This window comes from Myroides sp. LJL119 (assembly GCF_054871605.1).
Map to the genome: position 1 here is coordinate 88,212 of NZ_JBTXLO010000009.1, position 25,574 is coordinate 113,785.

At 33.5% G+C, this 25,574-nt stretch carries 20 protein-coding genes and 4 tRNA genes; 19 read left to right on the forward strand and 5 right to left on the reverse strand.

Annotated features, from left to right (window positions below):
- Nucleotides 1–43 precede the first annotated feature (43 nt).
- The 13 genes from ACYSNV_RS10300 to ACYSNV_RS10360 all read left to right on the forward strand — a co-directional run bounded on the left by ACYSNV_RS10300 (nt 44) and on the right by ACYSNV_RS10360 (nt 11,799).
- Nucleotides 44–1,141, forward strand: coding sequence for an anhydro-N-acetylmuramic acid kinase (locus ACYSNV_RS10300; RefSeq protein ID WP_461762483.1), 1,098 nt, complete (start codon nt 44–46; stop codon nt 1,139–1,141).
- A 278-nt stretch (nt 1,142–1,419) separates the two neighbouring features.
- Nucleotides 1,420–2,139 carry a MotA/TolQ/ExbB proton channel family protein gene (locus tag ACYSNV_RS10305; protein WP_461762484.1) on the forward strand — a complete coding sequence of 240 codons (720 nt, stop codon included), beginning with the start codon at nt 1,420–1,422 and terminating at the stop codon, nt 2,137–2,139.
- Nucleotides 2,139–2,534: an ExbD/TolR family protein gene (locus ACYSNV_RS10310; RefSeq protein ID WP_461762485.1), complete on the forward strand. Its 396-nt coding sequence runs from the start codon at nt 2,139–2,141 to the stop codon at nt 2,532–2,534. The genes ACYSNV_RS10305 and ACYSNV_RS10310 overlap by 1 nt, the downstream gene beginning before the upstream one ends.
- Before the next feature lies 1 nt (nt 2,535).
- Nucleotides 2,536–3,357: an energy transducer TonB gene (locus tag ACYSNV_RS10315; RefSeq protein ID WP_461762486.1), complete on the forward strand. Its 822-nt coding sequence runs from the start codon at nt 2,536–2,538 to the stop codon at nt 3,355–3,357.
- A 12-nt stretch (nt 3,358–3,369) separates the two neighbouring features.
- Nucleotides 3,370–4,587, forward strand: coding sequence for a bifunctional folylpolyglutamate synthase/dihydrofolate synthase (locus ACYSNV_RS10320; protein WP_461762487.1), 1,218 nt, complete (start codon nt 3,370–3,372; stop codon nt 4,585–4,587).
- 93 nt (nt 4,588–4,680) lie between these two features.
- Nucleotides 4,681–4,758: transfer RNA gene (locus ACYSNV_RS10325), tRNA-Val, on the forward strand.
- 44 nt (nt 4,759–4,802) lie between these two features.
- Nucleotides 4,803–4,877, forward strand: a tRNA-Val gene (locus ACYSNV_RS10330).
- 41 nt (nt 4,878–4,918) lie between these two features.
- Nucleotides 4,919–4,993 (forward strand) — tRNA-Val (locus ACYSNV_RS10335).
- Between the two features lie 42 nt (nt 4,994–5,035).
- Nucleotides 5,036–5,110, forward strand: a tRNA-Val gene (locus tag ACYSNV_RS10340).
- Between the two features lie 218 nt (nt 5,111–5,328).
- Complete coding sequence (argS, locus tag ACYSNV_RS10345; protein WP_461762488.1) at nt 5,329–7,107, forward strand: arginine--tRNA ligase; 1,779 nt, start codon at nt 5,329–5,331, stop codon at nt 7,105–7,107.
- 95 nt (nt 7,108–7,202) lie between these two features.
- Nucleotides 7,203–8,654, forward strand: a complete 1,452-nt coding sequence (locus ACYSNV_RS10350) for an SGNH/GDSL hydrolase family protein (protein WP_461762489.1) — start codon at nt 7,203–7,205, stop codon at nt 8,652–8,654.
- A gap of 39 nt (nt 8,655–8,693) precedes the next feature.
- On the forward strand, nt 8,694–10,151 hold the full coding sequence (locus ACYSNV_RS10355; protein ID WP_461762490.1) for a LysM peptidoglycan-binding domain-containing protein: 1,458 nt from the start codon (nt 8,694–8,696) through the stop codon (nt 10,149–10,151).
- Nucleotides 10,138–11,799 carry an MBOAT family O-acyltransferase gene (locus ACYSNV_RS10360; protein WP_461762491.1) on the forward strand — a complete coding sequence of 554 codons (1,662 nt, stop codon included), beginning with the start codon at nt 10,138–10,140 and terminating at the stop codon, nt 11,797–11,799. Before ACYSNV_RS10355 ends, ACYSNV_RS10360 begins: the two co-directional genes overlap by 14 nt.
- Nucleotides 11,800–11,880: 81 nt before the next feature.
- On the opposite strand, the gene ACYSNV_RS10365 is transcribed toward ACYSNV_RS10360, so the two are convergent.
- Nucleotides 11,881–12,348, reverse strand: a complete 468-nt coding sequence (locus ACYSNV_RS10365; protein ID WP_461762492.1) for a DUF4265 domain-containing protein — start codon at nt 12,346–12,348, stop codon at nt 11,881–11,883.
- 205 nt (nt 12,349–12,553) lie between these two features.
- Here ACYSNV_RS10365 and ACYSNV_RS10370 point away from each other — a divergent pair, with 205 nt between their 5' ends.
- The gene (locus ACYSNV_RS10370; RefSeq protein ID WP_461762493.1) at nt 12,554–12,865 is read left to right on the forward strand and encodes a DUF6804 family protein; all 312 of its coding nucleotides are present in this window, start codon (nt 12,554–12,556) and stop codon (nt 12,863–12,865) included.
- Between the two features lie 149 nt (nt 12,866–13,014).
- On the opposite strand, the gene ACYSNV_RS10375 is transcribed toward ACYSNV_RS10370, so the two are convergent.
- Complete coding sequence (locus ACYSNV_RS10375; protein WP_461762517.1) at nt 13,015–15,552, reverse strand: heavy metal translocating P-type ATPase; 2,538 nt, start codon at nt 15,550–15,552, stop codon at nt 13,015–13,017.
- Between the two features lie 907 nt (nt 15,553–16,459).
- On the opposite strand from ACYSNV_RS10375, the gene ACYSNV_RS10380 reads away from it, so the two are divergent.
- From ACYSNV_RS10380 to ACYSNV_RS10400, 5 genes are all read left to right on the forward strand, one after another.
- Nucleotides 16,460–17,314 (forward strand): hypothetical protein, encoded by an 855-nt coding sequence (locus tag ACYSNV_RS10380; RefSeq protein ID WP_461762494.1) that lies wholly within the window; start codon nt 16,460–16,462, stop codon nt 17,312–17,314.
- Nucleotides 17,315–18,076 (forward strand): sensor histidine kinase, encoded by a 762-nt coding sequence (locus ACYSNV_RS10385; RefSeq protein WP_461762495.1) that lies wholly within the window; start codon nt 17,315–17,317, stop codon nt 18,074–18,076.
- Nucleotides 18,045–18,755, forward strand: coding sequence for a LytR/AlgR family response regulator transcription factor (locus tag ACYSNV_RS10390; RefSeq protein WP_461762496.1), 711 nt, complete (start codon nt 18,045–18,047; stop codon nt 18,753–18,755). The genes ACYSNV_RS10385 and ACYSNV_RS10390 overlap by 32 nt, the downstream gene beginning before the upstream one ends.
- A gap of 111 nt (nt 18,756–18,866) precedes the next feature.
- Nucleotides 18,867–21,134, forward strand: coding sequence for a cation:proton antiporter (locus tag ACYSNV_RS10395; RefSeq protein ID WP_461762497.1), 2,268 nt, complete (start codon nt 18,867–18,869; stop codon nt 21,132–21,134).
- Between the two features lie 65 nt (nt 21,135–21,199).
- Nucleotides 21,200–22,045 (forward strand): sulfurtransferase, encoded by an 846-nt coding sequence (locus ACYSNV_RS10400; protein ID WP_461762498.1) that lies wholly within the window; start codon nt 21,200–21,202, stop codon nt 22,043–22,045.
- 49 nt (nt 22,046–22,094) lie between these two features.
- Here ACYSNV_RS10400 and ACYSNV_RS10405 read toward each other — a convergent pair whose 3' ends face one another.
- The 3 genes from ACYSNV_RS10405 to ACYSNV_RS10415 all read right to left on the reverse strand — a co-directional run bounded on the left by ACYSNV_RS10405 (nt 22,095) and on the right by ACYSNV_RS10415 (nt 25,218).
- A complete protein-coding gene (locus ACYSNV_RS10405) occupies nt 22,095–22,790 on the reverse strand; it encodes an RluA family pseudouridine synthase (protein ID WP_461762499.1) in 696 nt (231 codons plus the stop codon).
- A gap of 81 nt (nt 22,791–22,871) precedes the next feature.
- Complete coding sequence (gene panB, locus ACYSNV_RS10410) at nt 22,872–23,690, reverse strand: 3-methyl-2-oxobutanoate hydroxymethyltransferase (protein ID WP_461762500.1); 819 nt, start codon at nt 23,688–23,690, stop codon at nt 22,872–22,874.
- A 103-nt stretch (nt 23,691–23,793) separates the two neighbouring features.
- A complete protein-coding gene (locus tag ACYSNV_RS10415) occupies nt 23,794–25,218 on the reverse strand; it encodes an L-serine ammonia-lyase (RefSeq protein WP_461762501.1) in 1,425 nt (474 codons plus the stop codon).
- Nucleotides 25,219–25,574: the final 356 nt, after the last annotated feature.

Genomic DNA, 25,574 nt, shown 5'->3' on the forward strand with positions numbered 1-25,574 from the left:
AATTAAATTAATAATTCAACCTAGTTTATGTATTTTTATAGCAATGAAAGTTTGTAAATATAATATAATAGGAGTAATGAGTGGAACATCCTTGGACGGGATTGATTTGGCTCATGTTGTATATACGGGTTTAATAGGCGATAAGACCTTATGGAGTTTTGAAATTTTGCAGACCATTACAGTGCCATATAAGGAGTCTTGGAGAGATAGATTGTCGCAGGCATTTGAACTCAATGCTCTTGAAATTAGTAAATTAAATCAGGATTATACCTGTTATTTGGCTAAAGTCATTCAGGATTTTATACTTGAAAATTCTTTGCAAGATATTGATGCTGTTAGTTCTCATGGACATACGGTTTTGCATCGACCCGATTTAGGATATACTTTGCAAATTGGAAATCTTGGATTTTTGGCGGATTTAATAAATACAACAGTCGTTTGTGATTTTCGTGTTCAGGACGTTGAGTTAGGTGGACAAGGCGCTCCATTGGTACCCATTGGTGATATGTTATTGTTTGGTGACTACCAGGCTTGTGTTAATTTGGGAGGATTTGCTAATATTTCTTACGATAATAAGGTTGGTTCGAGGGTAGCTTATGATATTTGTCCTGTTAATATATTACTTAATGAACAGGCTCAAAAATTAGGATTTTTGTTTGATGAAAGTGGATTATTAGCCAGTAAAGGTACAGTAAACAGTGAATTGTTAAATGAATTAAATTCTTTAGATTTTTATAAAATACAAGGACCTAAGTCTTTAGGGATCGAATTTGTAAAGAATTACTTTCAGCCTATTTTACAAAGGTATCCCCTTAGTGAGGTGGACATATTACGGACTTTATGTGAACATATTGCCGTATGTATTTCCAATGATATCAATAAAAATAAGTTCGAGAAGGTATTAATAACCGGAGGAGGTGCTCACAACACTTTGTTAATAGAACGTTTGAAATCTTATTGTAGTTTTACAAGTTTGGTAATACCAAATAAATTTATAGTAGATTATAAGGAAGCAATTGTTTTTGGTTTTTTAGGAGTTTTAGCCCTTCAAAAGCAGATAAATGTTTTATCAAGCGTTACCGGGGCAAGCAAAGATCATTGCAGTGGTAAGATATATACCACTTTTAAACCTGTTTATTAATTTTAAGTTGTTTTAAATTAATTGTTTAGTGTTTTTTATCAATAGATCTATTGTAGAACTAAAAAATAGTCTAATAGATGTAAATCTCGATAAAAACATTTTATATTTGAACTAAATTATTATTTTAGGTAAAAAGTTAGATTTGAAATTCTATTCTAAGAAAAACTAGCATGTATAGGGGTATTAAAAGTAGAATATCAAACGTTATAAAACTAGGCACGACTATTGATTGTGTCTATTGGCAAATAAAGTACTAATAAATTAAATACATATTTTTTATGATTCATTTCTTACAAGTGGATACAGTAGGAGCTGCAAAAGCTGCGGTTGAAGCAGCCGAGTTAAGTGCAAAATCTTTAGAAAAAGAATTACCCTTAAGCGACATTATCTTTTCGGGCGGAATAATAGGACAATCTATTATGGTCGTTTTATTTATCATGCTTTTTTTAACTATCTACTTATACTTAGAGCGTTTTTTTGCTATTAAAAAAGCTGCCAAAGTGGACCAAGGGTTTATGAGTCAAATAAAAGCTTTTCTAGCCCAAGGAAAAGTAGATCAAGCAAAAATGCTTTGCGCTCAAACCAACACTCCAGTTGCTTGTTTGATAGGTAAGGGGATTTCTCGTATTGGAAAACCTTTATCTGATATAAATACTGCTATTGAGAACACAGGGAAATTAGAAGTATATAAGTTAGAAAAAAATTTAAATCTTTTAGCTACTTTATCCGGAGCTGGACCAATGACGGGGTTTTTAGGTACTGTTGTGGGAATGGTAATGGCTTTTCATGAAATGTCAACAGCTAATTCAGCTCGTATAGATATGGGAGTGTTAGCCGAGGGTATTTATACAGCGATGATGACCACTGTGGTGGGATTAATTATAGGAATTATAGCCTATGTTGGGTACAATCACTTAGTTGGGAAAATCGATAAAGTAGTTCATCAATTAGAGGCTAACGCTATTGAGTTTTTAGACCTATTAAATGAGCCTGCGTAATGAATATAAGAGGTAGAAATAAAGTGTCTGCGGAATTCAATATGTCGTCAATGACGGATATTGTATTTTTGCTGTTGATTTTTTTTATGGTAGCCATCACCACGATGACCACAACAAATGCTTTGGATCTGGTTTTACCTAATTCAGAGGGTAAAAGTGATGCCGTAGAAACTTTGGCAGTGAGTGTAGATGAGCAAAGTAATTATTATGTAAATCAAACAAAGGTAGATCCACAAGCCCTAGAGCAGGAGTTACAAAAAGCCTTGCAAGAGGAACAAGAACCAAACTTGGTTTTGCATGTATCGCAAGGTGTTCCAGTTGAAGATGCGGTTTTTGTCATGGATATAGCCTATAGGAATAACTATAAAATTGTATTAGCAGTACAGCCAAAATAATATGAAGATACTTCAAAACGATAGCGAGAGAAAATCCTTTGCCATTACATCTAGTTTATTTGTAGTGTTGTTGCTATTGTGTTTTTTTTGGACATTGCCAAAATCTGACCAGCAACCTGTTTTAACAGGTGGAGAGATTGCTATTAACTTTGGGACAAGTAACGTAGGTAAGGGGCAGGTGCAACCAAAACAGGTTGCTGAGTCTCAACCAGTTCAGGAAGTTAGTCCACAAGTACAACCAGTTCAAAGTGAACCTGTAGTAACTCAAAAAGTGGTAGAAACTCCAGTGGTTGCTAAAACAGAACCGGTAGTTAACCCCAAGCAAACTACCCCGGAGATTCAAAAAAACAAACCAGAGGTAGAACCAGAGAAAAAACCAAGTCAAAGTACCCAAGATGCATTGGCAAGTTTGATCAATGGTCCCAAGGTAAGTGGAGATAAACTCGAAGGACAAGGAGATACTAATCAATCAGGTGATCAAGGAAGCATACAAGGAGATATGTATTCTAACTCAACTTATGGTAGTGGAAAGGGGCAAGGAGCGGGTTCAGGCACTAGTTGGGGATTAAATGGACGCTCTTTAGCAAACAGAGGTCAGGTGGTTCCAGATTGCAACGAAGTGGGGACGGTTGTTGTTGAAATTAGAGTAGATAAACAAGGAAAGGTAATATCTGCCCAACACACAAAGGGAACAACTAATTCAGCGAAATGTTTAACCGACGCGGCCATAGCAACGGCAAAAACCTTTAGATGGAAGCCTGATGATAAAGCACCATCGGTGCAAATCGGGTTTATAGTAATTAATTTTAGACTTGGGGCTTAAGGCCTATAAAAAATGACATATCAACAAACTTTAGATTGGATGTTTGCCCAATTACCTATGTATCAAGTACAAGGAGCAGTGGCCTATAAAGCAGACTTATCTAACATAATAAAATTATCGAATTATTTAGCTAATCCACACACTAGTTTTAAAACAATTCATGTGGCTGGAACAAATGGAAAGGGCTCTACAAGTTCCATGCTAGCCTCTGTATTGCAACAAGCTGGTTATAAAGTAGGTTTATATACATCTCCACATCTTAAAGATTTTAGAGAGCGTATTAAAATTAATGGACAAGAGATAACTAAGGATTATGTAGTGGATTTTATAGCAAGTCATAAATCGTTTTTTGAGCAAGAGGATTTGAGCTTTTTTGAGATGACTGTAGCCTTGGCTTTTAGTTATTTTAAAGAGCAAAAAGTTGATGTAGCTATCATTGAAGTCGGTATGGGAGGAAGACTTGATGCTACTAATATAATTGAGCCATTATTGAGTATAATTACCAATATAGGTATGGATCATACGGCCTTTTTAGGAAATACTTTAAGTAAGATAGCCTTTGAAAAAGCCGGAATAATAAAGCCAAATACCCCAGTGGTAATAGGGGAGTATAATCAAGAAACAAAACCTGTTTTCTTAGATGTAGCAAATAAAAATAATTCCCCAATTTATTTTGCGCAACAAACCTATAAAGACAATACTTTAGTTTCGGATTTAAAAGGGGATTACCAACAAAAGAATATTCGAACTGTTTGTCAAGCGGTGGATTTATTGAAGTCTTATTTTAATATTGATCATATTGATTTAAAATCAGGTCTATTACAAGTTGTTAAGAATACTAAATTAATGGGACGCTGGCAGGTTTTAGGAAATAATCCTACTATCATAGCCGATACTGCGCATAATGCCCATGGTCTTGAGATTGTAATGAAACAGCTGACAGCTCAAGATTACCAAAAATTATTTATTGTTTTTGGCGTTGTAAATGATAAAGATTTAGATTCTATTTTGGGATTTCTCCCTAAAAAGGCAACATATTTTTTCGCAAAGCCAAATAACTTGCGCGCCATGGATCCAGAAGTTTTAAAAAATAAAGCAAAGCAATTTGGGTTAATTGGTCAGAGTTTTAACTCAGTACCAGAAGCTTATGCTAAAGCTAAGGAGTTATGCGGAGCTCAAGACTTGATATATGTAGGTGGAAGTACTTTTGTAGTAGCAGAAATTTTATAAAAAAACTTTCCAAAATACTTGCAAAGTTAAAATCTGGTCGTATATTTGCAGCCGTAATAAACACAAGATTACACGTTCTTAAAAAAGAAAAATGGGCGATTAGCTCAGTTGGTTCAGAGCACCTCGTTTACACCGAGGGGGTCGGGGGTTCGAATCCCTCATCGCCCACCATTTTTTCTAAAATAACGTATTCCAAATTTGTTTAAAACATTTTTGGGCGATTAGCTCAGTTGGTTCAGAGCACCTCGTTTACACCGAGGGGGTCGGGGGTTCGAATCCCTCATCGCCCACAAGAATTTAAGTTATTCAAACTTGTTTTAAAAGACAGTTTGGGCGATTAGCTCAGTTGGTTCAGAGCACCTCGTTTACACCGAGGGGGTCGGGGGTTCGAATCCCTCATCGCCCACAAGAATTTAAGTTATCCAAACTTGTTTTAAAAAGACAGTTTGGGCGATTAGCTCAGTTGGTTCAGAGCACCTCGTTTACACCGAGGGGGTCGGGGGTTCGAATCCCTCATCGCCCACAAAAAATACCCGTAGTACCAGTACTACGGGTATTTTTTTTATATCTAAAGTATGAAAATAGTCACTTTTTGTGTTTTGTTGTAAAAAAGAGGTTTGGCTGGTTGTTCTGTGTACTTGTTTATTGATAAATAGTTCGTTTTAAGTTTAAATTCCTTGCTTTGTGTTCTTATAATGTAGAAATATAAATTATCTTTGTCGTTTATTAAAATTACAAAAAATGACATTAAATCAGATTTTAACTCCTCAGATAGAAAAGGCTGTTCAACAATTATACGGTGTTACCGTAGAGAAAGTTGAGTACCAAGGAACAAGAAAAGAGTTTGAAGGCGATATTACAGTAGTTATTTTCCCTTTTTTACGACAAATAAAAGGGAACCCAGTAGAGATTGGTACTAAAATAGGTGATTATTTAGTAGAGAATACTTCTGTTATCGAGCGGTTTAATGTTGTAAAAGGCTTCTTGAACTTAGTTGTAGCCGATAGTTATTATATCGAGTTTTTTAATAGTGTAAGACAACAAGAGCACTATGGATTTGTTCCCCTTACTAAGGACTCTGCAGCTGTGTTGGTGGAGTATTCATCTCCTAATACAAACAAGCCATTACACTTAGGACATGTTAGAAATAATTTGCTTGGATATTCCGTTGCTGAGATTTTAAAAGCCGCAGGTAATAAAGTATATAAAACACAGATTATAAATGATCGTGGTATTCATATTTGTAAAAGTATGCTTGCATGGAAAGAATTTGGTAACGGTGAAACCCCGGAGTCTACTGGTTTAAAAGGAGATAAGTTAGTGGGGAATTATTACGTTAAGTTTGATGTTGAATATAAACAGGAAATTAGCGCTTTAATGCAACAAGGGTTAAGTGAGGATCAAGCCAAACAGCAAGCTCCTATTATTTTAAGAGCTAAACAAATGCTTTTAGATTGGGAGGCTAATGACCCTGAAGTGATCGAGCTTTGGAAGAAAATGAATCAATGGGTTTATGATGGGTTTGCTGTTAGTTATAAAAACTTAGGTGTTGATTTTGATAAAAATTATTATGAGAGCGATACCTATCTATTAGGTAAAGATATAGTTGAACAAGGTTTAGAACAAGGTGTTTTCTTTAAAAAAGAAGACAATTCGGTTTGGATTGATTTATCCGATGAAGGATTAGATGAGAAATTAGTTCTACGCGGAGATGGTACCTCTGTGTATATGACCCAGGATTTAGGAACGGCAATTCAGCGTGTTAAAGATTTTTCGGATGTATCGGGAATGGTTTACACAGTTGGTAATGAACAAGATTATCATTTCAAAGTATTATTTCTAATCTTAAAGAAACTTGGATTTCATTGGGCTGAACGCTTATATCATTTATCCTACGGGATGGTAGATTTACCTTCAGGAAAAATGAAGAGCCGTGAGGGAACTGTTGTAGATGCTGATGATCTGATGCTTGAGATGGCAGCTACTGCTCAAAGTATTTCGGAGGATTTAGGGAAATTAGAAGGGTATTCTGACCAAGAAAAACACTCTTTATACAATACTATTGGACTAGGAGCATTGAAATACTATATTCTAAAGGTTGATCCAAGAAAACGAATTTTATTTAACCCAGAGGAATCTGTTGATTTTGCTGGTAATACAGGCCCTTTTATTCAGTATACTTATGCGCGTATACAAAGCATTATCCGCAAGGCGGATTTTCAATATGATCAAGATATAACGGGTATTGTATTGGACCCTAAAGAAAAGGAGTTGGTAAAGATAATGAGTGACTTCCCTGAAGTTATTCAGGATGCAGCTAAAAATTATAGTCCAGCTTTGATAGCTAATTATATTTACGATTTAGTAAGAGAATATAATTCGTTTTATCAAACAGTGTCTATTTTAGGAGAAGAAGATCAAACTCTAAAAGTGTTTAGAGTACAGCTATCACATAAAGTAGGTGAAATAATTAAAGACGCTTTTGCTTTATTAGGGATTGCTGTGCCAGAGCGCATGTAATTTATACCTAGGTGAAAAAAGAAAAATCATATATATACCAGTCGCTTGTCATTTTAATAATGGCAAGTGGCTTTTTTTTATTTTTTAAAGCAAAATTGCCTCAAAAAATCTTAAGTGCCGAGCCTGTAGTTAATAAGAATGTTGTTATTGATTCTTTATTATTACAAGCTGTTGCGGATTATAAAAATGATAGTATACAGGGCAAAGAATCTAAAAAAATTAGTCAAACTGATAACCAAAGTAAACAAGTAGATACCCAAGCAGAGGATTCTTTATTGCCTCAAAATCAAGAAACAAGGTATTTAAGCCAACAGGATTTTCAGATTAATTCAGCTATAGGTTCGGATAACTGGAATTATTTAGAGAGTTTTTTTAGTCGTTTATATGAGTTAGAGCACAATAGCTCTAAACGAGTACGTATTGCTTATTATGGTGATTCGATGACAGATGGCGATATGATTGTGCAAGATCTTCGGGCTCAATTTCAAAAAACATACGGGGGCTCCGGAGTAGGATTTATTCCCATAAATGTTGAGTCGAGTCGTAGTAGAGCCTCTATTGTACATCGTTATTCCTCGAATTGGAATACACAGAGTTATGTTAATACAAAACACCCTGCTAATCCCTTTGGCGTTTCAGGTCATGTGTTTTTTGTTAAGGATTCAAGCGGTAGTGCAAAATTATCCATTCAAGCAGGAGGACTTGCCAATATGAAGGCTTTATATAATCCTACTCTATATTATGGAAAAAGCCCTAGAAAAGGCTCAGAAGTACAAGTAATTGTTAATAAAGATACTATCCATAAATCTTTAGCAGCTCAGGGTAAACTTAACAAGTTACTTTTAATTCCAGGAGCTGTATCTAAAATAGATTTAAATTTTGTTGATAGTGATTCGATTGCCTTTTACGGTGTTGATGTAAGTGGGAAAACAGGAGTGCAAGTAGATAATTATTCATCTCGTGGAAATTCGGGACTTCCTATATCTTTATTTAGTCCTTCTTTCATGCAAAGCTTTGATAAAGATTTAGATTATGGTTTGATAATTTTACATTTTGGTACAAACGTTCTTAATTACGGATCCTATAACTATGGTTGGTATACCAAGCAAATGGGACGTGTTGTAGATCACCTAAGACACTGTTTTCCAAATGCAAGTATTTTAGTTGTCTCCACAGCCGATAAGTCAACTAAGTATGAGTCTGTAATGCAAACGGATTCAGCCGTAGTACCTTTAGTTAAAGCGCAAAAAAGATATGCTTTAGACAAGCAAGTTGGTTTCTTTAATCTTTATCAAGCCATGGGAGGTGAAGGCTCGATGGTTAAATGGGTAGAAGAGCTCCCAACAAGAGCTAATAAAGACTATACACACTTTAATTACAATGGAGCCAAACAAGTTGCTGGCTTAATGTTTGATCAGATTCAAAATGCTTATTTAATTTATAAGGAAAAACGCCAGAAACAAGAGGCTGTTTTGCAAAAACAGCAAAGTGATCTACACCAACAAAGCATTAAGAAGCAAGTAGACTCCCTGGAGGTTGAAAATTAAAAAAAATCTAATTGCAATATACTTATTACACCATTTTTTATGTTAAGTAACAAAATTGTCTATATCATTACTTTTATACTGTGTGTTAACACATCATGGGCTTATAATCAGGCTAGAGAACTTACTTTAAAAGATTCCTTATCTGGGGATCAAAAGTATTCTGAGATGCTTGATTCCACAGGAAATCAAATGATATATCATTGGGAAAATCTAAGCCATTTTTGGCAAAAACTACACCAGGTGGATTCCTTAAAACAAGGTAAAGTAAATATTGTTCATATTGGTGATTCGCATATTCAGGCTGATTTTTTCACTGGTAGAATGCGAGAGCTTTTACAGGATCGCTTTGGTAATGCCGGTCTGGGATTTGCTTTTCCTTATAAATTAGCGCGTACCAATGGCAATACATCGGTTAAATATTCATCTAATGTTACCTGGGATAGTTACCGAAATATATTTCCTGTTAATGGGGCCAATGTAGGGTTAAGTGGTATTGCCTTATCTACAAATCAAAAAACACCTGTAATTGAGCTCTCTGTTGATAGTGATCAGTATCGGTTTACTCGTGTCAAAGTATTTACACCAGAAACTCAGCAGGTTTTTAATCTAGGTACAAGTGCTAAAAAAATTGCCCTGAGTAGTGGCACGCCAATGAAAATTACCCACAAGATAAAAAGCGGCGAGTCTTTATCTTTAATAGCTCGCAAGTATCATGTTAGTATATCGGATATTAAAAAGCTTAATAATTTACGTGGGGACAATATTGTAGCAGGTAAGAACTTATTTATCCCTAGTAAGCAAACTCAACCAGTAGAAATAGACTTAAGTGAATTCTCTAGTGAACAAGCTGTTTTTAAAGATGGTTTTTTTGATTTTAATTTAGATAGGGAGGTTAGTCAAATTTACTTTTATCCAAATCAAAACCTAGACTTGTATGATTTAAATGGCATTGTGTTAGAGAATCAAAACCCTGGGATTGTATATCACAGTATTGGAGTAAATGGAGCTCGTTATTCTGATTATACAAAGTATCCTTTATTTTTTGAACAATTAAAGGGCTTAGAACCAGATTTGATTATTATTTCTATGGGAACAAATGAATCTTTTGATAAAATGGATTCCGAGGAGTTTAAAAATCAGGTTAATGAATTTTTGCAAGTCCTTAAAAGCACAAATCCACAGGTAGATGTTTTAATTACATCCCCCCCTCCAAGTTATTTTGGTAGAAATAAACCCAATACCTTGGTAACGGGTCTAAGTAATCAATTAATTGTAAACAGTATAGAGAATAGCTATGCTATTTGGGACCTATACTATAATTTAGGAGGTACGTTAGGATTAAAAAGCCTACAAGAGAAAGGCTATTTAGCTAAAGATTTAGTGCATTATACAGTTAAAGGTTATCAATACTCTGCTGATTTGTTTTATCAAGCATTAATGCATACCTATACACAACTTTTTCAAAATAAACACAATTCATTAGATGAATCTATTTAATATAGAAATACCAATGCCAAGTTATTCTGATTTAATTCAGTGGTTTACTTTTAATGCTAAAGAACCATTGCTTTTTAATTCAGGATTGTTTCTTGGAATGTTTCTTGTCTTTTATTTGTTCTATATAGCCATGCGCAGAACCTTTCATATAAGGTTGTTGTATGTCGTTATTTTCTCCTTGTTTTTTTATTATAAATCAAGTGGATATTATTTTTTAGTACTAATTGGTTCATCCTTGTTGGATTATTACTTGGCAGATATTATCTACAAGACACATAATCCTATTAAAAAGAAAAGTTTACTTACAATCAGTATTATTGTAAACTTATCTTTATTAGGTTATTTTAAGTATACTAATTTCTTTTTGGATGGTGTAAACCTTGTGGCCAATACAAGTTTTCATTTAGATTCTATCATTTTGCCAGTTGGAATTTCCTTTTTTACTTTTCAATCCATTAGTTATATAATTGAAATTTATAGAAAGGAAATAGAACCTACCAAATCATTTTTGGATTACCTGTTTTTTATCTCGTTTTTCCCTCAATTAGTTGCTGGTCCAATAGTTAGGGCAAAGGAGTTTATTCCTCAGATTTATGCAAAAGTATTTGTATCAAGAACCCAAGTGACCGAAGGCTTTTTATTGATTATTGGTGGGGTGTTAAAAAAAGCGGTGATATCAGACTATATATCTGTAAACTTTGTAGATCGGGTTTTTGATGCTCCTAATAGTTATACTGCATTTGAAAATTTAATGGCAACTTACGGGTATGCAATCCAGATTTATTGTGATTTTTCGGGATATTCTGATATGGCCATAGGAATAGCTCTTTTAATGGGATATAGATTGCCAAAGAACTTTGATGTACCTTATCAAAGTATGTCCATAACAGAATTTTGGAGAAGATGGCATATTTCCTTATCTACTTGGCTAAAAGATTTCTTATATATATCGGTAGGAGGAAATCGTAATGGTAGTTTTGCAGGTTATTTTTTCCCAGCTCTATTTTTTCTAGCTATTTTAATTTGGGGAATAATTCAAATAGATCACAGTATTGTTCCTTTATTAATTGCCTTAGGTAGTATACTTGTCTTTGGACTAACTATAGTTCTTTCCAAAGAAAAACATAAAAGTATGGTAACTAATTTTAACCTTTTAACCACTATGTTATTAGGTGGGTTATGGCATGGAGCAAGCTTAAGATTTATCGTATGGGGAGCCTTACATGGAGTAGCCTTAGCGGTTCATAAGATGTTTATGGAATTGTTTCCAAGGGCTAAAGCAGTAAAACCTAATTGGGCTTGGCGATTGTTTAGTATTATACTGACTTTTCACTTTGTGACTTTTTGCTGGATATTCTTTCGAGCTAATTCATTTGATACCGCTTTAGATATTATCTATAATATAGGCAGCTTAGAAATGGACCCCAAGGCTTGGTATATTATTTACCAAGGATATAAAAGTGTTTTTTTAATTATAGCTATTGGATTTATTTGGCATTTTTTACCTTTAAGATGGTTTGATCCTTTACACCAAATCTTTGATGCCTCGCCAATATTGGTCAAATCGGTAATATTAGGGTTTGTATTTTGGGTGGTATTTGCAACTGCAACCGCAGGGCCACAACCATTTATCTATTTTCAGTTCTAATACCTATTTGAATTTCTACAAATATAAACATACCCCCTAAAAAGATTAATTATTTTTGCAGGGGATATGTCTTAAAGAATTCTATCGCAAGTCTGAGGCGTGCTTTGGCGATAAGATAGGTTCTGCAAAAGTTATTACTTTTTCTTCCTCTAAAGCAGCTAAGATTGCATAAACATTGCGGTAATTTGTTTGTGAAGGAATATTTATTACAAAATAATAATCATCCACTACCTCAATTTCGGTTTGCGCATATAAAATTTCATTGTAAAGATCTTGTTTATTGTATGTGTCTTTTTGTACAATTACCTGTATAGTACTATTTCCTGAGTATTGATAAACCTCCTGCATTAAATAGGTATCTTTTTGATCCAAAGGGGTGGCAAAGACAATATCTTCGCAGGAAAGTTCTGGTCCGTAGAAAGGAATATTATCTATTTTAAACAATCCTTTTTCTTTATCCACAATAAGTCCCCAAAGTATTTCTTCTGTTTGCTTCTCTAGTACCTCACTGTGGTAGTTTACAATTATTTGTGCGAATTGTTGTTCCATTATATTTGTTTTTATGGGAATTTTCTACAAATATAAATATTTATTATACCTCACGGCAAAGATTATAAGCTATGGAATTCTTATGCCATAAAGTATAATAGAATTAAATGGAGAAAATGTTAAATTATTAGATAGTTAAAAAACAGTTTTTAACAGTAAAGGTAATTTTTGTATCTTTAATGATAGAGCATTAATTTATTCTAATATGGAAAAAGCAATAAAAATATTTGTAGCAGTTATGTTATTAACCACTGCATTTTCGATGCCAGAGGATTATTACAGGTTAGTAAGCTTTGTTGTATTTGTTGCCTTTAGTATTTTGGCTTATAATTCGCATGTTAATAAAAAACTTGTAGAGGTAATAACCTATCTGGTGCTAATTTTAATTATACAACCTTTTTATGTTTTTGATATAAGCAAAAAAACCTACATAATAATTAATATTATAATAGGAGTAGGATTATTGTTATCTGTTTTTATTAAGCCGAACTCACCTAAGAAAAAGGATATTAAATAGATAAGCTTTTAAATGACTCATTTAAAGAATGTGGTGGGTTTGAAATTTAACTATACCTAGAAATAAAATTAAAAATATAGAATATCCGTAGTTTCTTAGAAGCTACGGATTTTATGGTTTTTTACATATTAATAAGGTAATGTGTTTTATTAGAGTTTTATATTTTTTAAACGCAAGGAATTACTAATAACCGATACCGAAGAGAAACTCATGGCTAAAGCAGCTATCATTGGTGATAAAACTATTCCGAAGATTGGAAACAAAACCCCTGCTGCAATTGGTATACCAATTGTGTTGTAAATAAAGGCAAAAAATAAATTTTGTTTAATATTTACCATTACTTTGTGAGAAAGATTAATCGCCTTTGGAATACCACTTAAATCTCCTTTTAGCAAAGTTATTTTTGCACTTTCAATAGCAACATCCGTCCCGGTTCCCATCGAGATTCCGACATCCGCTTTAGCCAAGGCTGGGGCATCATTGATTCCGTCTCCTGCCATTGCTACAATTTTACCTTCTTGTTGTAGCTTGGTTATAATATCTAATTTATCTTGCGGCATTGCCTTTGCAATGTAATTTTTTATTCCTAATTGATCGGCCACCGCTTTAGCAGTCAAAGGATTATCTCCGGTAACCATAATGACTTGTATTGATTTTTTTTGCAAGTCTTCTACAGCCTTTAATGAAGATTCCTTTATAGGGTCGTATATTACTGCATAGCCTAATAGGGTTTGATCTACTGCCAGAAAAGAGACAGTTTTTCCCTGTGCTTGATATTTTTCAACTTCTTGGATGATACTTTCAGGTATCTCTATTTGGATACTTTGCATTAATGCTTGGTTTCCTAAGGAAACTCTTTGTTTATCCACTACTGCTTGTATACCTTTTCCTGGTGTGTTTTTAAAAAGTTTTACTTGTGTTAACTCTATGCTTTGTTCCTTGGCTTTGTCTGTGAAGGCTTTGGATAAAGGATGCTCACTGTTTTGATTTAAAGATCCACTTAAATAAAGTAGTTGCTCATCGGTATAATCGATATGAACAGATTTTATAAACTCAACCGATGGTCTTCCCATGGTTAAAGTACCCGTTTTATCTGTAATAAGTACATTAACTTTGTTGGCTATCTCTAAGCTCTGAGCATCTTTGATTAATATTCCATTTTGAGCTCCTTTGCCTATCCCTACCATTATAGACATTGGGGTGGCAAGACCAAGGGCACAAGGACAAGCTATGATTAAAACAGCTAAGGAATTTATAATGGCATAAGAAAGTTTATCCGTTGGGGAGAAAACAAACCATATTATAAAAGTTAGGATTGCCACCATTACTACTATAGGTACAAAGTATTTCGAAACTTTATCTGCTAGATTTTGAATTGGAGCTCTGCTTCGAGATGCATTGTTTACCATATCAATGATTTGTGATAGTAGGGTTTGCGATCCAATTTTTTGAGCCTCCATAACAAAACTCCCATCTTCATTTAAAGTAGCACCAATTACTTTATCCGAAACGTTTTTAAAAACAGAAATAGGTTCTCCAGTTATCATCGATTCATTAATGTGACTTTGTCCTTCAAGAATCTGTCCATCTACCGGTATTTTATCCCCAGGTTTAACCACTAATTTATCCCCAACTTTGATATCTTGTATACTAATTTGTATTTCCTGTGCATCGTGGGTAAGTTTTCGGGCTGTGGAAGGACTTAGTTCTAATAAAGATTTTATAGCCGAACTAGTTTTGCTATGTGCTCTAGCTTCCATGACTTGCCCCACTAAAACTAAAGTTAAAATAACGGCAACACTTTCAAAGTATAGATGTATACCATGTTCGGATTGGAAACTCTCAGGAAATAGGTTTGGGAAAAACAATGCAACGATACTAAAAATCATAGCAGCTCCAGCCCCAAGACCTATTAAACTAAACATATTTAAATTCCATGTTTTAAATGAGATCCAAGCACGGTGGAAGAACATCCAACAAGCCCATATAACAGGCAGTGTGAATAAAAATTGCAAATAATTATTAACCGAAAAAGGAATCCAACTTGTTATTGGATTATTGGGAATCATCGGTCCCATAGCTAAAATAAAAACAGGTAAGGTAAAGCCAATGGAAATCCATAGTTTGTTTAGCATATCCCTATAGGTAGTATCCTGGGGTTGAATCAAAACGGTTTTAGCCACTAATGGCATTCCGCAAATAGGGCAGTCTTGTGCCTTGTCATAGGTTTTATCACCTTCACAAAGCATAGGGCAGTAATAAACTGTTTTTTCTTGTTTAGCTGCAGGGATTTGCTCTAAATTCATACCACAAACGGGACAGCCTACGTTTGAGTCATAGGTTTTGTTACCCTCGCATAGCATGGGACAGAAATATTTTCCGGCCTTATCTTGCATGCTGGTAGGAATTTCTGTTTCATGCATATCTTCTGGATCTACCGAAACAGGATCCAATAATTCTTGTGAACCATCCTTTGCTTGTACTATTTCTTGTAGTACGTAGGGACCTTTTTTAAATAATTGTTTTTGAAGCGTTAAAGTGTCAATTTCTTTGGTTAGTTCTAAATCAATTTGATGTAATTCCAAGTTAACCTGGGCTTTTACGTGATCGATTTGGTTTAGAGTATCCTCTACCTTTGTACGACATCCGTTACAGGTCATTCCACTTACTTTATATTTTTTATGTATCATATTAATCAGTATTAGTCTCTTAGCAAATTACAGGAAATATTCGTAAAATACAGTTATACTATTTTTTAAATCTTTTGTATTATTAATAATATAATAATATTTTGATTAAATAGCTAAGATGTTTAGATAACCGTTTTTTAATCATGTTCTTTTCAGAAATACTATTGTTATGAAAATAACTAAAGTAGCTTTTTAAAAGAACTACTTTCTTTTGTTTAAAAGTAAGTCTATTTATTTAGTTTTTTTATTCAAAAAAGGACTCTAGAAACTTTCAATTTACAATAACTAAAAACCACTTTATACTACGCGTATTTATTTGTTTTTGAGTTTAAGTTTTTTACTAGCAATGTTAAATAAATATTTGTATTCATAAAAAGAGTGATGTTTATTAATATTTTTACAATTTAAGTTTTTGCTCATAAAAATATAAGAATCCTCCAATGAGTTATTGCTTACTATTTTTATAGATTACTTTAAAAATAGCAAGGGTAATGATTTTGAATTATGGTCCGTTATAATCTTCAATAAATAAAGTGTTTTTTACCAGTATTCTTACATTACGATGCGAATGAACTTCTTTAACTCACTTATTTTCTATTGAGGTATCCGCCAACAATTTTACAGCACATGTTATTACTGCAAAGTAATAGAGCTACAATGTTCAATGAAGAGCTAATGATATTTTACTTTTTTTAATTTTAATTTATCTGCTTTATATGTTTTTGCTGAGGTGTTTAAATGGGTATGACAAATTAAAAGTATTTAAGGTAACTACTAATTAATTAAAATAGTTATTATCTTTAAATTTTTAAAAAACCATTTTATGTTTGGTTACAGATTATTTATTGTTTTTTTATTTTTTGCTATGTTAACCAGTTGTACTCGGAAAACTAGTTCTAGTACCATGCTCATTCCAAAGAATAAACCTGAAAAAATAGATTTCAATGATTTGGAGTTTGATCAAGGAGTAATTTATTATGACTTAACTATAAGTGATACGATAATACAATCCTTTATAGATTCAATGATTTTTAATTCTACCTATGTCAAAGACAACACTTACAGGCAAAGTAGTGATAGCTTATATGTTAGAGAGTTTATAGCTAACAACCCAAATTTTTGGAAAAACTATGGGTTATTTCCCTACATGAAAAATCAAGTTTATTTAGCAGGTTATGAAGCAGTATATTTAGGGGAGTCTTTGACTTATAAGGTGCAAAATAAATATAATGATTTATTGCAAACCGGTTATATCTACCTGGCAAGTAAGGTGGGGCTTAAAAGCTCAGTGAATTTAATTTATCAGGAAAATAATCCAGTTTTACAACAAGTACAGCTCCCAATTTATCTTTCTTTTTATACCAAAGATTATACGCAAGACACCGATACTTTGAAAATTGCAAATTACACTGTCCAAAGAGCATCCTATACATTAAAAGATAGTCTAGATAACCCCCCAGGTTATTTACCCTGGAAAGTAACGATTTACAGTAGTGATTTATTTTACGCGAGTTTAAATAGGGTCTTGCCTTTTTATGTAGATCAAAAATCTGGTATTTTGCGTATTGATATTACTTTTAATAAACAAGATAGCTACTTTTTCACTTTACAAGCAAACTCAATTGTTCGAAGAGAGATTTTACCACAAGAATATCAGAGTTTACAAGGTAGTATGATATATGATTACAATAACCCTGAGCAATTAAAAAACTTTAAAAACCAATTAGTTCTAATTAAAGAACTTCCAAAAATTAAATAGATGAGTTTTGTGTATTCCCATAAGTTATTTTATTTAGCCTTGCTTGTGATTATACTTTTATTGGTAGTTATCCTTGTTTTGAGTTACAGTTTTTTTAGACGATCTTCTAAATTGGCCAGCTACGAAAAGCAATATCAAGTATTAGAGCAAAAACTAAAATATTTGCAATTGGAAAATTTGGAGTCTAGATTAGACCCTCATTTGTTTAAAAATATTTTAAACTCCGTGCAATCTCTTGCATATCAAACTTATTTTTCTTTGGACCGCATGGCCGGTGTGTTAGATTATATAATGTATGATAGTAAAAATAAAATGGTTACTTTAAAACAAGAGCATGATTTTGCCATTAAATTAATAGATATAAATAAAATTAAACTAAACCCTTTGTTTCGTCTGGATATACGCAGTATCATATCACAACACGATCCGCTTTATGAAAAGGAGTTAATAGCCCCTTTGATTTGTATTGAGTTAATTGAAAATGCATTTAAACACGCCGATTTACAAAGTCAAGATTCTTTTATAAGTGTTTTGTTTAAATTAAAAAATGGCCAATTTGATTTAGTTGTAACCAATAAGGCTTCAGAGAAAGAATCTTTACAGAAACAAAATAGCGGGTATGGATTACAGACTTTAAAACAACGACTAGAGCTAATCTACGGGGTTTATTATAAATTAGAAATACAACAAGATTCCAAAGTATATTCCATTCATTTAAGTTTGAATTTATATGATTTCAAAAGTAAAATGTGTTCTTCTTGATGATGAACTCCTAGGTCTAAAATATTTACAAATGTTAAGCGATCAAATTCCACAGGTGCAAATCGTTGCAGTGTTCAACAACCCGATGGAGTTTCTACAAGCACAGATGAATTTGGATTACCAGGTACTTATCTGCGATATTAATATGCCTGGAATTACTGGTATGGAAATAGCTGAATTGGTGCCAGATAAAGCTATTATATTTTGTACAGCTTATAAACAATATGCTGTTCAAGCATTTGAAATAAATGCTATTGATTATTTGGTAAAGCCCATAAAGAAAGAACGTTTGCAAAAGGCTATAGACAAGGTGTGTATGGTGCTACATGAGAAAAAAAGGCCCACATTTTTAAATGTAAACACCAATAAAGGTAAAGCTATTATTCAGTTTGATAATATTGATTTTATTACCACTTGTGAGACTGATCCCAGGGATAAGGAACTATATTTTGACAATCAAACTAAAATAATTTTAAAAAACACCACGTTAGATAAGTTAATGAGTAGCCTACCTAAGGCTAACTTTTGTAGGGTAAATAAAAGGGAGATTATAAACTACAGAATAGTTAGCTTTTATAGTTACGATCAGATCCATACCACGGTATTAGACTCTAGTGGTAAGCCAATTTTAGTTTCATTAGGAGCAAGTTTTAAATCTGATTTTTTGGCCAATATTTAGTTTATTACATTTTTTCTAGGTTTTATTACACAAGTCTTTTGTTTTAAAACAAAAGCGGTTTTTAGCGCTGGTAAAAATCACATTTTTGTATGGAAATCAAACCAAAAGTTTATGAAGAAATACAAGAATACATTTCTATACGTTACCTTATTAGGAGGATGCTCTTTATTAATGTTTTTAGTAGTTAGTAAAGGAAGTTTACTCGAGCAAGACGTTATATATAATGTGAGTGATAAGTCAGTTTTTGAAAATTTTTATTTGACTTTATATCAGAATCTAAAAAACCCTCTTGCTTTGTTATTGGCACAAATAGTTACTATTGTTTTAGTGGCTCGTGGTTTTGGATGGTTTTGTAAAAAAATAGGTCAGCCGTCTGTAATTGGAGAAATTGTGGCTGGTATTGCTTTGGGCCCCTCTTTTTTAGGCATGCACTTCCCGGAGTTTTCCCAAATGATTTTCCCAGTAGATTCATTGGCAAACCTTAGTTTTTTAAGTCAGATAGGCTTGATACTATTTATGTTTGTTATAGGTATGGAATTAGACCTTAAGGTCTTAAAAAACAAAGCACATGATGCAATTGTAATTAGCCATGCAAGTATCATCATACCCTTTACCCTTGGACTTACTCTGGCTTATTATATCTTTGAGAGTTTTTCCCCAAAAGGGGCAGAGTTTTTATCCTTTGGTCTTTTCTTGGGGATCTCAATGAGTATAACTGCTTTTCCAGTTTTGGCCCGTATTGTGCAAGAAAGATCATTACATAAGACAAGAATTGGATCTATTGCAATTACATGTGCTGCTGCAGATGATATTACTGCTTGGTGTTTATTGGCGGCTGTAATTGCTATTGTGCAAGCAGGAAGCTTTGTGAGTTCTTTGTATACAATAGCTCTGGCTCTTATTTATGTAATAGTGATGCTTAAGTTGGTAAAACCTTTTTTAGCAAAAGTTGCAAAGACTAATGCATCACATCAAGCCATGAGTAAAAGTTTTGTGGCATTGTTTTTAATTATCCTTATAATTTCATCTTACGCCACAGAAGTTATTGGTATTCATGCCTTATTTGGAGCTTTTATGACTGGTGTTATTATGCCTGAAAACACAAGGTTTAGAGAGCTGTTTATGCAAAAAGTAGAGGATGTAGCTGTTATTTTATTTTTGCCTTTGTTTTTTGTTTACACCGGATTAAGAACTGAAATTGGTCTTTTAAATGAACCTTATTTATGGAAGATAACCGGGATTATTATTTTAGTGGCAACCGTTGGTAAGTTTATAGGTAGTGCTTTAACGGCAAAGTTTGTTGGGATAAATTGGAAGGATAGTTTGGTGATTGGAGCCCTGATGAACACAAGAGGACTAATGGAGCTAATAGTATTAAATATCGGATTTGATTTAGGTGTATTAACCGGAGAAATCTTTGCTATGATGGTTATAATGGCTTTAGCAACTACTTTTATGACAGGGCCATTATTGGATTTGATAGATTTTATTTTTAAAAAGCAGAAGCATTCGGATGAATTACAACCACAAGAAAGACCTCTTTCTTATCAGGTAACATTATTGTTTGATAAAGTAAGTAAACCAAAAGATCTTTTAAAATTAGCTTATAGTTTTGTGGGAACAAACAGTATTAATACTAGTGTTACTGCTATGAATGTGGTGGATTCTAATGAAATTAAACCATATAATGTAGCAAGTTATGAGACAGAAGTTTTCGAACCTGTATTACAACAAGCGCAAGACCTTGGGCAAGAGATCCGAACTTTGTATAAGGCTTCTCTTAGTGTTTCAGATGATATTGTTGAGTTGATTAATCAACAAGGATGTGATTTGTTTTTAACCGAAATGGGTTATTCTATTTATAGAGGAACCTTATTGGGTAATATATTAGGATTTACAACCAATATCATAAACCCTAATACTTTATTAAATAGAGTTACAGGAAAAGAGAAGCTATTTGAGCAGTCTTTATTTGATATTCGTACCCAAGAGATACTCTTTAAAAGTCAGGTACCTGTTGGGGTGTTTATTAATAAAGAATTCAAAAGTGTGGACAAGGTTTTCTTTCCTGTGTTTAAAAAAGGAGATTTAGAACTTTTAAAATTTGCCCAAAAATGGATTTTAAATGCAGGATCTCAAGTAACAGTACTAGATGCTCTTGAACAAATTAGTTCCAATATAGATTTCAAGGAACAGGTACGTTTGATAGAACATTATAAACCTAATCATATTCGTATGATAAAAAAACGTACAATCCGCAAAGAGTTCATAGAGCAATTTGATATTATGATTATTAGCTTAGACTCCTGGAAGCAATTAGTCGCTACAAGAAGTCGTTGGCTGCATTTTGCACCTTCTATTTTAATTATAAAAAATTAAATAAGTTAAAAAAGCAGAATACTAAATTATCACAGAAAAAAACTGTAAATTCCACAATAAAAAAAATGACTATAAATACATTAGTACAGCCCCAGGAGTTATTACAGTGGATTACTCAAAACAAACAAGATTTGATTATCTTAGAAGCTGTAGGTGGGCCGAATGCTTATCAAGATTACTTGAAGGAGCACCTAAAGGGTGCGGTATATGTTGATATGCACGATTTAGCTAGTAAAGAGATCGACCCTAAAAACGGTGGTAGACATCCCTTACCTTGTAAAGATGAGTTTTCTTTAAATTTAAAGAAATGGGCAGTACAACCAAGTAGTACCGTGGTGATTTATGATAGAAATAATGGAGCTAACGCTGCAAGTCGTTTATGGTGGATGTTACAAAGTATTGGCCATAGCCAGTGCTTTGTATTAGATGGTGGTTTTCAAGGGGGAAAAGAAATAGGTATTAAAGTAAATAATCTTATACCAGAGCTTAAACAAGTAGAACCTTATCCTATTGCTGATTATTTATGGCCAAGAAAAACATTGTCACAAGTTATAGAATTGGCTAAAAGTAAGGATCATATAGTGGTTGATGTGCGTCAAAGACAAAGGTATCAAGCAATACATGAACCTATTGATTTAATCGCTGGACACATTCCTGGTGCAATTAATCTTCCCTTTGAGATGAATCTACAAGATAATGGTAGGTTCTTATCCCCCAAACAATTAAAAAGTATTTATGAGTTGGAATTCGAACATATACCAATTGAGAATATAACGATTCATTGTGGGAGTGGAGTCACCGCCTGTCATACTATTTTAGCTCTTGCCCATAGTGGTTTAGGATTAGCAAATTTATATGTTGGGTCTTGGAGTGAGTATTCTAGGCAAGACTTACCCATTGCCACTAAATAAAAATAGCCCAAGAGTAGAGGTTTGAAAAATCTACTTTTGGGCTTTATTTTTATAAAGAAATAGCATCCCATAGTACATCACTAGGGGGTGGAGCCACAATGGTTAACGATTCTTTACTCACCGGGTGAGTGAAATTTAACTCTCTGGCATGAAGGTGTATGCCACCATCGGGATTACTACGATCAAATCCATACTTTAAATCTCCTTTTATAGGACAACCAATAAAGGATAATTGTGCTCTTATTTGATGATGCCTACCTGTGTGAAGATCAATTTGTAAGGCTGAATATTTTTTGAATTGATGAAATATTTTATAAGATAATTTAGCTTGTTTGCTATTTGGTACCTGTTTTATATGAGCCTTAGATGTATTGTTCTTGGGATTTCTTACCAAAAAATGCTCTAGGGTATCTTCCACTTTTGGAGGAGCATTTTTCACAACTGCCCAATATGTTTTTTTTGTATCTCTGTTTTTAAAAGATTCATTTAAACGTGTTAGAGCTTTAGAGGTTTTAGCAAATACAATAATTCCTGAAGTTGGTCTATCTAATCGATGAACCACTCCCAGGAAGGCTTCTCCTGGCTTATTGTACTTAGCTTTAAGGTAGTGCTTAACAATATCACTTAAAGGTGTATCATTGGTTTTATCACCTTGTACAATATCTCCTACGCGTTTATTGATTATAATAAGATGGTTATCTTCGTATAAAACCTGTAGATTATCTATGTTAGAAACAATTTTCATAAGTGCTTATTTTAAACAAAAATATCCTTTTTATAAAAAAAGGATACCTTGTATACAATATAAAATTTTTGTAGAACCTAATTAATACTGCTCGTTTTGGTTAGGAAAATCAACTGACTTTACATCTTGCACGTACTGTGAAACAGCGGAAGACATTTGTTCGTAAATATTTAAGTAACGTCTTAAGAATTTAGGATTAAATTCATTTGTTAATCCAATCATATCATGGATAACTAACACTTGTCCATCCACTCCGTTACCAGCTCCAATTCCAATAACTGGTATAGCAATACTTTGTGCTACTTTTTTAGCTAATTCAGCGGGTATTTTTTCTAAAACAAGCGCAAAACATCCAATTTCTTCTAGCATTTTAGCATCTTGGATTAATTGTTGTGCTTCCTGTTCTTCTTTAGCTCTTACCGTATAGGTACCAAATTTATAGATACTTTGTGGCGTTAAACCAAGATGTCCCATTACTGGAATACCTGCATCTAAAATTCGTTTAATACCGTCTTTAATCTCATGACCACCTTCCATTTTAACAGCATGCGCACCACTTTCTTTCATAATACGGATTGCAGAGCGAAGTGCCTCTTTTGGATCGGATTGGTATGAACCAAATGGTAAGTCAACTACTATTAAAGCTCGATCAGCACCACGTACTACTGATTGGGCATGATATATCATTTGGTCAAGGGTAATAGGTAGGGTTGTTTCGTGTCCAGCCATTACATTACTAGCCGAGTCGCCCACTAACATTACATCTACACCACCAGCCTCTAGAGCTTTTGCCATCGAGTAATCATAACAAGTTAACATAGATATTTTTTCGCCATTGGCCTTCATATCTATTAGTGATTTTGTAGTCACTTTTTTATAATCTTTTTTTGCTACTGACATCTTTATGCATTTTTATAAGCTGTAAAGGTAAATAATTTAGTAGTAATACCATTTTTAAAAGCTCAAAATCTGTTTTTTATATTAATTCTAAAAAAATATTGCTTTAGCAATCCGATAGGCTAACAGCTACAGCTAAACCTCCCTCAGAGGTTTCTTTGTATTTATTGTTCATATCTTTTGCTGTTTCCCACATGGTGTTAACTACTTTGTCCAATGGAACTTTTACATTTTTAGGGTCTGTATTAAGGGCTAATTCTGCAGCATTGATAGCTTTAATTGCCCCCATTGCATTTCTTTCAATACAAGGAACTTGCACTAACCCTGCAATAGGATCACAGGTAAGACCTAGATGGTGTTCCATAGCAATTTCAGCAGCAACAGTTACTTGTTCTGGAGTTCCTCCCATTAATTCACATAATGCTCCAGCTGCCATCGCACTAGATACACCTATTTCGGCTTGACACCCACCCATGGCCGCGGATATAGTGGCTCCTTTTTTAAATATACTACCAATTTCCCCTGCAACTAATAAAAACTGGGCGATTTCTTTTTCAGAAGCCTTATGGTTTTCAATAACTAAATAATACATTAAAACAGCTGGGATTACCCCTGCACTCCCATTGGTAGGAGCAGTTACAACTCTTCCTAAAGAGGCATTTACTTCATTTACAGCTAAAGCAAAACAACTAACCCATTTTAATATCTGGCGGAAATATACTTTTGTTTTGCGAATAGTTTGTAGCCATTCTTTGGGATTATTATAAGGTAAGTCTCCTTTTAAGCTTTGGTGCATATCATAGGCTCTACGACGAACATTTAGGCCTCCGGGTAAAATACCTTCAGTGTGACATCCAATATACATGCATTCTAACATGGTGTCCCATACACGCATTAATTCCGCATGAATTTGTTTGTCATCTCTTAACGATTTTTCGTTTTCGTACACAATCTCAGAAACCGATTTATTTTGCTCTTTGCAATAGGCCAATAATTCGGTAGCTTTACTAATCGGGAAAGGGAATGTGGCCTTAATTTGATCGTTTTCTATATTTTCTGCAGTTTCTTGTTTAACCACAAAACCTCCTCCTATGGAGTAGAAAGTGGATTCATAAATTTCATGCTCGCTAGTTTTTGCAGTAAATGTCATACCATTGGCATGAAACGGCAGAAAATCTTTGTGAAATATAATATCTTGTTTTGGCTGAAAAGCTATAGGAATCTGGCCTCCTAAATTTAAGGTTTGGGTGTGATTTATTTGTTTAATAATTCCACTGATATCTTCAATGGGTACATACTCGGGGTCAGCTCCGCTTAAACCTAACATTACGGCAAGGTCTGTTGCGTGACCTATACCTGTTAAAGATAAAGAGCCAAATAAATCTATACCCACATGGCTAACTTTGTTAAATAATTGACGCTCTTTTAGTTCTTTTAAAAAAAGCTCTGCAGCACGCCAAGGGCCTAATGTATGCGAACTAGATGGTCCTACACCGATCTTAAGCATATCAAATACAGAAATACATTCCATAAAGTAGTTGGTTTTAATAAATACGAAGATAAGTAAATAATAATCTGAAGCAATGATTTGTTTAAGTTTTGTTATTGGTTTACTCACTTGATTTTCTTGGCTTTGTAAAGGTAAATAAGTGTTATTTATTAGAAATAGGCTTATATGTGTTAAATGGTGTTGTTTTTTTTAGTAAAAAACTTGTTAGTGGTGATGAAAAAATATTTTGTTAAAAAAAAGGTTATTAGGCTTGTATTAAACTTATAATATTTGTACTTTTATCTTATAAGCTATTAAAAATATATTTATTTAAGTTTTTACACAAATACTTGAATAGTGTTTTAACAATGTTTTGTGGAAGTTTGCAACCGAGAGTC

Coding starts and splice junctions, on each gene's coding strand:
- ACYSNV_RS10300 (WP_461762483.1), top strand. CDS start 44: ATGAAAGTTTGTAAATATAATATAATAGGAGTAATGAGTGGAACATCC.
- ACYSNV_RS10305 (WP_461762484.1), top strand. CDS start 1,420: ATGATTCATTTCTTACAAGTGGATACAGTAGGAGCTGCAAAAGCTGCG.
- ACYSNV_RS10310 (WP_461762485.1), top strand. CDS start 2,139: ATGAATATAAGAGGTAGAAATAAAGTGTCTGCGGAATTCAATATGTCG.
- ACYSNV_RS10315 (WP_461762486.1), top strand. CDS start 2,536: ATGAAGATACTTCAAAACGATAGCGAGAGAAAATCCTTTGCCATTACA.
- ACYSNV_RS10320 (WP_461762487.1), top strand. CDS start 3,370: ATGACATATCAACAAACTTTAGATTGGATGTTTGCCCAATTACCTATG.
- argS (WP_461762488.1), top strand. CDS start 5,329: ATGACATTAAATCAGATTTTAACTCCTCAGATAGAAAAGGCTGTTCAA.
- ACYSNV_RS10355 (WP_461762490.1), top strand. CDS start 8,694: ATGTTAAGTAACAAAATTGTCTATATCATTACTTTTATACTGTGTGTT.
- ACYSNV_RS10360 (WP_461762491.1), top strand. CDS start 10,138: ATGAATCTATTTAATATAGAAATACCAATGCCAAGTTATTCTGATTTA.
- ACYSNV_RS10365 (WP_461762492.1), bottom strand. CDS start 12,348: ATGGAACAACAATTCGCACAAATAATTGTAAACTACCACAGTGAGGTA.
- ACYSNV_RS10370 (WP_461762493.1), top strand. CDS start 12,554: ATGGAAAAAGCAATAAAAATATTTGTAGCAGTTATGTTATTAACCACT.
- ACYSNV_RS10380 (WP_461762494.1), top strand. CDS start 16,460: ATGCTCATTCCAAAGAATAAACCTGAAAAAATAGATTTCAATGATTTG.
- ACYSNV_RS10385 (WP_461762495.1), top strand. CDS start 17,315: ATGAGTTTTGTGTATTCCCATAAGTTATTTTATTTAGCCTTGCTTGTG.
- ACYSNV_RS10390 (WP_461762496.1), top strand. CDS start 18,045: ATGATTTCAAAAGTAAAATGTGTTCTTCTTGATGATGAACTCCTAGGT.
- ACYSNV_RS10395 (WP_461762497.1), top strand. CDS start 18,867: ATGAAGAAATACAAGAATACATTTCTATACGTTACCTTATTAGGAGGA.
- ACYSNV_RS10400 (WP_461762498.1), top strand. CDS start 21,200: ATGACTATAAATACATTAGTACAGCCCCAGGAGTTATTACAGTGGATT.
- ACYSNV_RS10405 (WP_461762499.1), bottom strand. CDS start 22,790: ATGAAAATTGTTTCTAACATAGATAATCTACAGGTTTTATACGAAGAT.
- panB (WP_461762500.1), bottom strand. CDS start 23,690: ATGTCAGTAGCAAAAAAAGATTATAAAAAAGTGACTACAAAATCACTA.
- ACYSNV_RS10415 (WP_461762501.1), bottom strand. CDS start 25,218: ATGGAATGTATTTCTGTATTTGATATGCTTAAGATCGGTGTAGGACCA.